Source organism: Pseudomonas sp. S37 (genome assembly GCF_016658545.1).
In the GTDB taxonomy this organism is placed as follows: Bacteria; Pseudomonadota; Gammaproteobacteria; order Pseudomonadales; family Pseudomonadaceae; genus Aquipseudomonas.
The window spans coordinates 49,592-59,268 of the sequence record NZ_JACVZC010000025.1 but is presented as its reverse complement, the minus strand read 5'-3'; the positions used below and the strand labels follow the sequence as shown (position 1 = coordinate 59,268).

Sequence of the window (9,677 nt, the reverse complement as noted above, 5' to 3'; positions counted from 1 at the left end):
TAGATCTGCTGGGCGAAGCTGAACAGCCCGGCAAAGATCAGGAAAATGACCCCTACGCAGCGCAACAGGCGGGTGCGCAGTTCGGTCAGGTGCGAAACCAGCGGCATCGGCTGGTCTTGTTCCGGGTTCTCGCTCATGGGGCTCGCGGCGGTTGAGTCGGTTCAGAAGGGGTGGCAGGCGGCTCGACCGGCTTGGCTTCGAGGCCGGCAGGTGGCTGCACGCTGGCCGTGGTTACCGGCGGCTGCGCGGGTGGCGTCAGCGGGTTGAGGATGCGCTTGGCTTCCTCTTCCATCTGCAGGATGTGCTCGTTGTGCAGCTGGCGGCGGATGTCGTCGGCGCCGATTTCGCGCTCCACTTCCATCTTTATGCTGTTGAAGCTGCGCTTGAGCCGGCCGATCCACAGGCCTGCGGTGCGCGCGGCACCCGGCAGGCGCTCGGGGCCGAGCACCAGCAGAGCGACCAGGCCGACGAGTAGCAGCTCACTGAAGCTGATGCCGAACATGGGTCAGTCTTTCCGCTGTGGCTCTTGGACCGGCTGGGCCTGGCCCTCGATGGTGTGGCCTTGCTGCGGCTGGGCAGTGTTCTGTACCGGCGGCACGGGCTGTGCTGGCGGCGGGGTTTGCTCGTCCGGTTTGGTCTCTTCTTCGTTCATGGCCTTGCGAAAGCCCTTGATCGACTCGCCCAGGTCACTGCCGAAGTTTTTCAGCTTCTTGGTGCCGAACACCAGGACCACGACCACAAGCAGGACGATCCAGTGTTTCCAGTCAAAGATACCCATTTCGTACTCCTGAAAATTACAGGTAAAGCGAATTGTTCTGGCAACGCGGGTCCCTGTGGGAGCGGGTTCATCGAAGCGTCGAACCGCCACGAACACCGGCGTAGCCGGTGCCATACACCGCGTCGCATTCTTCGCGGGTGAACCCGCTCCCACAAAAAGAGACGGGCACCGCGCACTTAAATCACATCAGGCAGATGGCTGCCGTGCAGCCTTCTCATCATGCCCGGACAAGCCGAAGCGGCGGTCCAGTTCATCCAGCACCGCCTGCGGATGCTGGCCCAGCGCGCTGAGCATCACCAGGCTATGAAACCACAGGTCGGCGGTTTCGTAGATGACATCGCTGCAATCCTTGCTCACCGCAGCATCCTTGGCAGCAATGATCGTTTCGACCGACTCCTCGCCAAGCTTTTCAAGGATCTTGTTCAGGCCCTTGTGGTACAGGCTGGCCACGTAGGAGCTGTCGGGCGCCGCTTGCTTGCGTTGTTCAAGCACTTCGGCCAGGCGGTTGAGGGTGTCGCTCATGTCAGTGTCCTGCGCTGTAGATGGCATCCGGGTCTTTCAGGACCGGGTCGACGATTTTCCACTGGCCGCCTTCAAAGACGCGGTAGAAGCAGCTTTCACGGCCGGTATGGCAGGCGATATGGCCCAGTTGCTCGACCATCAGGATGATCACGTCGGCGTCGCAGTCCAGGCGCAGTTCATGCAGCTTCTGCACATGCCCGGATTCTTCGCCTTTACGCCACAGCTTGCCACGCGAACGCGACCAGTAGATGGCACGTTGCTCGGTGGCAGTCAGGGCCAGCGATTCGCGGTTCATCCAGGCCATCATCAGCACGCGTCCGGTCTTGTGGTCCTGGGCGATCGCCGGTACCAGGCCATCGCTGTTCCACTTGATCTCGTCCAGCCAGTCTTTCATCGTCGACTCCAAAGCAAGCCCGCTCCTGTACCGGGCCATTTACGCTAGTGTGCCAGCCACAGGCGCGGCTGGCTATTGGCGTACGATCAGGTACAGGCCTGCGGCCAGCATCAACCACGCCGGCCAGGCGGCCGGGGCGGCCAGGCTGGCGGCCTCGGCAGCGCCAGCGGCCAGTACCGCGCCACCGCCGAGCAGGCCGGCACCCAGCAGGCGCAGCGCCCAGCGGTCGCCCTGGCGGCGGCGCTCCGGCAGTTGCGGGTCGTGCAGGTGTGGTTGTGACAGGCGTTCGAGCAGGTCGCGGGTCATGCCGGCCAGGTGTGGCAGTTGCTCCACCTGGCTGTGCAGGTTGCCGAACATGGCCTTGGGGCTGTAGCGCTCGCGCATCCAGCGCTCCAGAAACGGCTTGGCGGTGCTCCACAGGTCCAGGTCGGGGTACAGCTGGCGGCCCAGGCCTTCGATGTTGAGCAGGGTCTTCTGCAGCAGCACCAGCTGTGGCTGCACTTCCATGTTGAAGCGCCGCGCGGTCTGGAACAGGCGCATCAGCACCTGGCCGAAGGAAATATCCTTTAACGGTTTTTCGAAGATCGGCTCGCACACAGTGCGGATCGCCGCTTCGAATTCGTTGACCTTGGTGTGCGCCGGCACCCAGCCCGAGTCGATGTGCAACTGGGCGACGCGGCGGTAGTCACGCTTGAAGAAGGCAATCAGGTTGCGTGCCAGGTAGTCCTGGTCCTCGGCGGTGAGGCTGCCGACGATCCCGCAGTCGATGGCGATGTACTGTGGGCTCCACGGTTTGACCGTGCTGACGAAGATGTTGCCCGGGTGCATGTCGGCATGGAAGAAGCTGTCGCGGAACACTTGGGTGAAAAACACCTCCACGCCACGCTCGGCCAGCAGCTTCATGTCGGTGCGCTGGTCGGCCAGGGTGGCCATGTCGGTCACCGGCACGCCGTAGATGCGCTCCATCACCAGCACCTTGGGGCGGCACAGGTCCCAGTATACCTGGGGTACGTACATCAACTCGGAGCCTTCGAAGTTGCGCCGCAACTGGCTGGCGTTGGCTGCTTCGCGCAGCAGGTCCAGCTCGTCGTAGATGGTCTTTTCGTAGTCGCCGACGATTTCCACCGGGTGCAGGCGGCGGGCATCGGCCGAGGCGCGTTCGGCGGCCTTGGCAATCAGGAACAGCCAGGCCAGGTCCTGGGCGATGACCGGCTTCAGGCCCGGGCGTACCACTTTTACCACCACTTCTTCGCCGGTTTTCAGGCGGGCGGCATGTACCTGGGCCACCGAGGCTGAGGCCAGTGGCTCGACGTCGAAGCGGCTGAACACCTCGCCAACCTTGGCGCCGAGTTGCGCCTCGATCAACGCCACGGCGTGTTTCGGGTCGAACGGTGGCACACGGTCCTGCAGCAACATCAGTTCGTCGGCGATGTCGGTGGGCAGCAGGTCGCGGCGGGTGGACAGCAACTGGCCGAACTTGATGAAGATCGGCCCCAGGTCTTGCAATGCCAGGCGCAGGCGCGCGCCGCGGCTCAGTTCGCTGGGCTTGCGCGGCAGCCAGCGCCACGGCATCAGCAGGCGCAGGCTGGCCAGCCACCAGGGCAGCAGCGGCTGTTCGAACAGCAGGTCATCGAGACGGTAGCGGATCACCACACGCTGGATGCGAAAAAGACGGCGGACGGCGAGCAGCTTCATGCGTTATCGCTGGTATCAAGGGATCGGGAAAGGCGCTTGAGGCGCGCCTCGAGGCGTTCGGTGTCGAGCTTGAGGGCATCGAGTTCGCTGAAGGCGGCTTCGGCTTCGCGCTTGCCGACCAGGGTGCGGGACTCTTCGGCCAGGTATTCGGACAGGTTCTGGCTGAAGCGCGCCAGGCCTTGGCGGGTCCAGCGTGCACGCAGGCGAATGTGCCCGGCGAGCATGGCTGTGGCGACCGGGCCGAGCCAGCGTTGCAGTTCGTGCTCCCAGTCCAGCTCCAGGTCCTGCAGCACGCCGAACAGGTCGAGCAGCACGGCACTGTCGCCATGCAGTTCGACCTGCGGGCTGTGCAGCACGGCGGTCTTGTCCCTGGCCAGGGCCAGATGCGCCAGGCTGCCGGCCGGGGCGCGCAGGCTGCAATCGACCTCGCCCTCCCAGTGGGCGGCGAGCATCAGGCCGTCTTCATCGGGCAGGATGAACACCTGCAGGGCCGGTTGGCGGCAGTCGATCTCGATGACCTTGCCTTCCAGCGCGGCCAGCCGCGGCAGGGCCGTGCTGTCCATGCGCAAGACGCGGTTCAGGCCATGTTCGACGCTGGCGAGCAGCCCGGCCAGCAACATCAGGGCTTGATACCGCGGTGTACGGCAACGATACCGCTGGTCATGTTGTGGTAGGTGACGCGGTCGAAGCCGGCCTCGACCATCATGCTCTTCAGGGTTTCCTGGTCGGGGTGCATGCGGATCGACTCGGCGAGGTAACGGTAGCTTTCGGAGTCATTGGTGATCAGCTTGCCGGCCAGTGGCATGAAGGCGAACGAGTAGGCGTCGTAGGCCTTGGACATCAGCTTGTTGGTCGGCTTGGAGAACTCCAGGATCAACAGGCGGCCACCAGGCTTCAGCACACGCAGCATCGAGCGGATGGCGGCGTCCTTGTGGGTGACGTTGCGCAGGCCAAAGGCAATGGTCACGCAGTCGAAGTGGTTGTCCGGGAACGGCAGCTTCTCGGCGTCGGCCTGGACGAACTCGATGTTGCCGGCCACGCCACGGTCGAGCAGGCGGTCACGGCCAACCTTGAGCATCGATTCGTTGATATCGGCCAGCACCACCTGCCCGGTCGGGCCTACGAGGCGCGAGAACTTGGCCGCCAGGTCGCCGGTACCGCCGGCGATGTCCAGCACGCGGTTGCCGCTGCGCACGCCCGACAGCTCGATGGTAAAGCGCTTCCACAGGCGGTGCATGCCGCCGGACAGCACGTCGTTCATCAGGTCGTACTTGGCGGCCACCGAGTGGAACACTTCGGCGACTTTCTTCGCCTTTTGGCTTTCAGGCACATCCTGGTAGCCGAAATGGGTGGTGGGTTCGGCGTGTTCGCCTTTGCGCTGGTCGTTCATATCGCTTCACCGAAAAAAATTACCGCCATTCTAGGGCGAACGGGCGGATTTGTCTTGGCGGGGTGTGCCAGTGGGCAGGGGCGGGCATAATGCAGATTATGTCTACATCTTCAGGAACGCCCGCATGACCCAGATCAGCGTTGAACGCAAACACTCCCTCGGCCGCGAGGCCGCCCGTGCCAAGGCCGAAGCGCTGGTCGACAAGCTCAGCCGCGAGTACGACCTCAAGGCCACCTGGAACGGTGACCGGGTCGATGTGGCCCGCAGCGGCGCAAACGGCAGCGTGCACATTGGCGACGACAGCATCCGCGTGGAGCTCAAGCTTGGCATGATGCTGTCGATGATGAGTGGCACCATCAAGGGCGAGATCGAGCGGGCGCTGGACAAGGCCCTGGCCTGAGCCGGGCGGCTAGCCTGGTGGGTCGGCCGGGAAAGGAATGATACCGATCACCTGCTCCAGGCGTAGGTCACCACGATAGATGGCAAGGCGTTCCCGTGCGTTCGCGGCTTGTTCGAGCATGGCGTCCCGGCCCCTCACGCCGGCATCCCAGAATTTGAGGTGGCCTTTGACGAAGTCGTGGCCAGCCGTTTCGAGCCCGGGATAATGGAAGTGTGCCTCCCACAGTATCCGTTGAGGGGCCTGGACATCGCGAATCTCGTAGACGTCGAGGAAGTCATTGGCGTGGCGTAGCTGCCGGCGAATCACTGTCTGCCTGATCCTGATGCGGTGCTGTTCGGCGAGAAAACGCAAAGCCCTGCTGCCCGGGTGACGGGAATTGAGGTACGCGTCGGTGAGCAGTCGGCCTCTTTCCTGGGCGACGCGATCTGCAGCTGCCTGCAGGCGATCTATCAGCTCGCCGTCCAGGGGGTTGCTCTGCTCACCCAGCCGTTGCCAGACTTCGCGCAGGTCATCTATCGGCCATTCCAGGAAGTCGGCAAGGCTGTTGGGTTCATTGGCGAAACGCGCGGCGAAGGTAATTTTACCTTCCACTTCCGCTAGCAGGCGGTTGGCACGTTTGCGCAAGTGTTTTCTGCCAGGCGGAGTGGGCAGCCCTTTGACAGGCTCCTCATACCACTCACCGTTGCGTTGCAAAAAACGCCGAGCAGGTTCAAGGCTGAACGCACTGCGTTGGATCGCCTGATTGCCACTTGAATCGACTTCCACCAGTTGCGGCCGCCCCCGGGCAATGCGGATGACCTTGCGTCTGGCCGGTGCAAGACGATGGGCAGGCGCTGGTGGTGGCAGGTTGATGCCGCTGTCGAGCGTGGCCAAGGTTGCGCCAAGTTGCTGTTCCGTAGTCTGGACCATCGTCTCCAACTGGCTTGTGTACTCATCCAGCACGCTGGTAACCAGTGCTGGGTCATCCAACGTTTGCATGTAGCGGGCCCGATCCCGCACGGAACAGTATTTCTGAAGAATGTCTTCAAGCAACTCGGCTTTGACCTGGGTTGTTGCGTCTGTGGTTGCCAGGCCGTCGTGGCTCCATATCGTGCGGCTCAATTCGGCATCGCTGAGGGGGGCGCGCATTGTAAGCAGGTACTCGGCGGTGTCCGCGGTGAGCTGGGACTTGTCCACGGCCAGGTAAGCCAGGTCACTCAGCAGTTGGGCCCGCACCACCAGCGTCGAGTAGGTTCTGCGTCGGGTGTGTTCGTTCAGTTTGGTGATTTTGTTGGCGAAGTCGGCAGTGGGGTCCTGCAGTACCTCCGGTAGTCTCAGGTCGAGCCGCTCGCTGACCACCAGCAGGCGCCGGGTGGCTTGGCAAGAGTCGCGTACCAGATCGCGGTAAGCGGTGTATTGCCCGATCTGCTCGGCCGTTTCTGGAAAGCGTTGCAGTCCTGTGGCCTGGGCAGCAAGTGCCTGGTGGTCGACCTGTTCCAGCAGCCGGCGGCATAGCAGCATGTCGTTGTCGATGGCTGCATCGAACCAACTGCCGTATCGGCTTTGACTCTGGCCAGCGGGGTCGAGCCGGCTGAACCTCGGCTCGCTCATTTCCTTGAATGCTTCGATGTTTGCATACAGCAGCGTACTTTGCCGTTCCAGATACAGCGCGGATGCCCGGAGCTCCGGCAAGTGCTTCGTGCGCTCGGCTTTCAGCGTCTGCTTCTGGTGTTGCAGGGCTTGCGGCGGCGAGGCGCGCTCCTGCGCTGGTAGCGCGTCAAGAGCCGTACTGTAATCGAGGGCAAGGTCGTCATAAGCCTGAAGCTGCAGGCGGTTACGCTCCAGCAGTACTGTCAGGCCGTTCAGCGCTTTTTGATTGGCCTCGGTGTGCGTTTTCAATGCATTGAAGCGCTCAAGGTTTTCAGCCTTCATGGTTGCCCTGCTTCTGGGCATGCCACCGGCAAGGTTCAAGTTCAGCGCCCAATTACCGTTCCACCGAGCCAACCATGGCCCTTTTCGGCGTTCACGACCCACGATGTGGTAGTCGTCTGTGGCGCCACCCCAGTGGGAGACCCATTCGCTGCTGCTCTGCTCGGGGCCGATGATCTGTATGCCATTCCACGACTCCGTAGTCTCGTAGACGCCATCCCCCAGCTTGACGTAATAACGCCCGGCGACCTGGAACAGTCCCCGCAAGCGGCCTTCGGCGAGGGGTAGCTGCCCCTCGAGAGACACCTTGGCCTGCAACTGGCCCAGCGCCTGGCGCTGTTGCACCGACAGGTTGCCGAGGCGCTGCTCGTCATGCCAGCTGTGCACACGAACAGAAGCGGATCGCGGCGTTTCGACAGGGCTTTCCCAAGCCTTCACTTCCGGCTGCGCGAGTTCCCGTGCTGCAAATTCACCTTTTTGCACGGAGCCGCAAAAGCGCAGGGTAGCGGGCGACACATCGTTGACCACTGTCGGTGCGCTGCGGTGGGCGAGGAGCAAGGCCAGATTGGTCAGCAGGTCAGTCAACGCGACAATCCTGTTGTCACCGCGACCATCCAGCAGCGCTTGCACGTCTTGCCTGGCCGCAGACAGCGCCAGTACCAGCCAGACCAGGCTGGCCAGCGGGCCCTGCCAGAACTGGGTCGCGGTATTGAACAACGCCCACACGGCTTCTTTCACCAATGCCCTCTTTTCCTGGGCGTTGGAAACACTGGTGCTGCTGGCGGCCAGCAGCATGGCATTTATCCTGGCGTCGAACAGCTGAGTGTCCAGGTCCTCTGTCCATGCCTGGAACGAAGCTTCGACAGGGCGCCTCAGGCGTTGCAGGAGCGCATCCACCAGCTCACCGTCGGTACTGATCAAATGCAACAGACTGGAGAGGTTCGGGTGCAGGTGCGGGTGGTTGAAACCATCGTTTTCATAAACCGGGCGAGCCTCGTCGTCGAGCCAGGCCAGGATGCTTTCCTGCAATTCTCCCTTGGTGCGGATAGCGGCCATCAGCGTCTCGAGCGTCGCAAACGCCTGTATTGCCTGGTCGGCGTAGAAGGGGCGGTACAACGCCCACGTGCGGCAGGCCGGGATTTCGATGATGAACATCCCATGAGCGATATCACTTGCCGAAGCACCGGGTGCGCAGTGGAAGGCCAGAGGGGCGATGCGAACGTCTCCAGTGGCACTGCCAGAGCCCTTGCAGAAGTCCAGCAGGGCCTGGCTCGCAGGCTCGCCGAGGTGTTTCTCGATCTTCGCCTTGAGCGTGCTGAAGCGAAGGGTATGACGCCACTCCCTGGCATGCTGGCGGATCCGTTCGGCTCTGCGTGGTTCGCTTTTCACCTTGTCTTGCAAGTAGCCGGGGTATTGGCCGCCGATATCGACCTGATGAATCAGGTCCCTGACCTGCTGGATGCTCAACCATTCGTCCGTAGGGTCGCCTTCCCCGATGCTGACCCCTGTCATCACTTCACCGGCCTCTGGGCGCACGCGGGAAATCGCCAGATCAGTCAGGCTCTGCCTGCGCAGAAACAGGGATTGCCCCTGCGTACCGCTACCGACGATGCTCTGGGAAATACGGATGAACACCTGGTCTGGATCGTGTGCGGTCTTGTCTGGGTGGCTCGCCTGCAGCTGCTCTTGTAGCCGGCGTGCGGTGTAGCGGTGGATATCCTCAATGTCCCCCAGCGAAGTGGCACCCTTCGATTGGCCTTGGCTCACCGCCAGGTCGAGCAGGGCGTCATGGTAGGCATAACGCTCTTCGGCACTGGCGTTGGCCAGCCATGCTGGCGGGCTTATGCTCGCTACGGGCTGCTCTTGCAGGGGCAGGCCGGGGAAGTGCATCGACGGATCGCTGGCCTGGCGTAGCTGCTGTTCCAGTGCGTCGCGGGTTAATACCCCGTCAATGCGCAGGCTGGCGATGTCGTCAAGTATGCCGTTGAGCAGTTGCCTGGCTTGGAACGCGAATGGCCGACCGATTACCGGGGTGTGAGCCCAGGACATGGTTTCGAAATGATAGCGCTGCGCCAACTCGGTTTGCAGCGCAGCGGCGAAACTGGGCAGGTCGCTATGCTTGCGCACTGCCCCGCATGGCTTGCACTGCAATATGCCCGCGTCGCCGCCTGGCGCGGCGCTGAGTAGCAGGTCGGGCAGGGTGAAGGTGTGAGTGCCGCCAGGCGCGTCGAGCGTGACGCTTACCGCTTCGACAGTAAGGCCTTCTGATGCCCCATCGAGCAACGCGAACAGTGCCGACTTTGCACCTGCTTCCAGGCCTTGTCGAGCAAGGTTGTCGAGCAAGCTGGCCTTGATGGTGAGCTCCATCCACAGCATGCGCGAGACCTGGCTCTGCTCGTCCTGCCCGTTCCAGAAACCGATCTGTGCTTGCTGGTAGGCCTCCACCAGCGTGGCGAGTACTGCATCGAAGTCGCTGTTGAGCTTGCTCAGGTCTGCAGTGATTTCGGGTTGTGTGCGGCTGTCCATGCCCTGCGCCTGAATGTGGAAAACGTCTGGAGGATTGATGCTCAAACGGTCCGACGCGCTCAGT

At 62.6% G+C, this 9,677-nt stretch carries 9 protein-coding genes and 1 pseudogene; 1 reads left to right on the top strand and 9 read right to left on the bottom strand.

Annotation, left to right across the window (positions count from 1 at the left end; translation table 11 throughout):
• The 8 genes and pseudogenes from IAE39_RS11275 to ubiE form a co-directional block, all read right to left on the bottom strand.
• Window positions 1-137: pseudogene (locus IAE39_RS11275) on the bottom strand (Sec-independent protein translocase subunit TatC); the annotation flags it as partial.
• Entirely contained in the window at window positions 134-502 is a 369-nt protein-coding gene (gene tatB / locus IAE39_RS11270; RefSeq protein ID WP_201202248.1) for a Sec-independent protein translocase protein TatB, read from the bottom strand. The gene tatB and the pseudogene IAE39_RS11275, both read right to left, overlap by 4 nt.
• A 3-nt stretch (window positions 503-505) precedes the next feature.
• Window positions 506-778 (bottom strand): twin-arginine translocase TatA/TatE family subunit, encoded by a 273-nt coding sequence (locus tag IAE39_RS11265; RefSeq protein ID WP_201202246.1) that lies wholly within the window; start codon window positions 776-778, stop codon window positions 506-508.
• 186 nt (window positions 779-964) lie between these two features.
• Window positions 965-1,300 (bottom strand): phosphoribosyl-ATP diphosphatase, encoded by a 336-nt coding sequence (locus IAE39_RS11260; RefSeq protein WP_201202245.1) that lies wholly within the window; start codon window positions 1,298-1,300, stop codon window positions 965-967.
• A 1-nt stretch (window position 1,301) separates the two neighbouring features.
• Complete coding sequence (gene hisI, locus IAE39_RS11255) at window positions 1,302-1,694, bottom strand: phosphoribosyl-AMP cyclohydrolase (protein WP_201202243.1); 393 nt, start codon at window positions 1,692-1,694, stop codon at window positions 1,302-1,304.
• 72 nt (window positions 1,695-1,766) lie between these two features.
• Window positions 1,767-3,389 carry a ubiquinone biosynthesis regulatory protein kinase UbiB gene (ubiB, locus tag IAE39_RS11250; RefSeq protein ID WP_201202238.1) on the bottom strand — a complete coding sequence of 541 codons (1,623 nt, stop codon included), beginning with the start codon at window positions 3,387-3,389 and terminating at the stop codon, window positions 1,767-1,769.
• Window positions 3,386-4,009 (bottom strand): ubiquinone biosynthesis accessory factor UbiJ, encoded by a 624-nt coding sequence (locus tag IAE39_RS11245; protein WP_201202233.1) that lies wholly within the window; start codon window positions 4,007-4,009, stop codon window positions 3,386-3,388. Before IAE39_RS11245 ends, ubiB begins: the two co-directional genes overlap by 4 nt.
• On the bottom strand, window positions 4,009-4,779 hold the full coding sequence (gene ubiE, locus IAE39_RS11240) for a bifunctional demethylmenaquinone methyltransferase/2-methoxy-6-polyprenyl-1,4-benzoquinol methylase UbiE (protein WP_201202229.1): 771 nt from the start codon (window positions 4,777-4,779) through the stop codon (window positions 4,009-4,011). Before ubiE ends, IAE39_RS11245 begins: the two co-directional genes overlap by 1 nt.
• Before the next feature lie 124 nt (window positions 4,780-4,903).
• Between ubiE and IAE39_RS11235 the strand changes: the two genes are divergently transcribed.
• Window positions 4,904-5,179: a polyhydroxyalkanoic acid system family protein gene (locus tag IAE39_RS11235; protein ID WP_033701930.1), complete on the top strand. Its 276-nt coding sequence runs from the start codon at window positions 4,904-4,906 to the stop codon at window positions 5,177-5,179.
• 9 nt (window positions 5,180-5,188) lie between these two features.
• On the opposite strand, the gene IAE39_RS11230 is transcribed toward IAE39_RS11235, so the two are convergent.
• A complete protein-coding gene (locus IAE39_RS11230; protein WP_328825608.1) occupies window positions 5,189-9,532 on the bottom strand; it encodes a hypothetical protein in 4,344 nt (1,447 codons plus the stop codon).
• Between the last annotated feature and the right edge of the window lie 145 nt (window positions 9,533-9,677).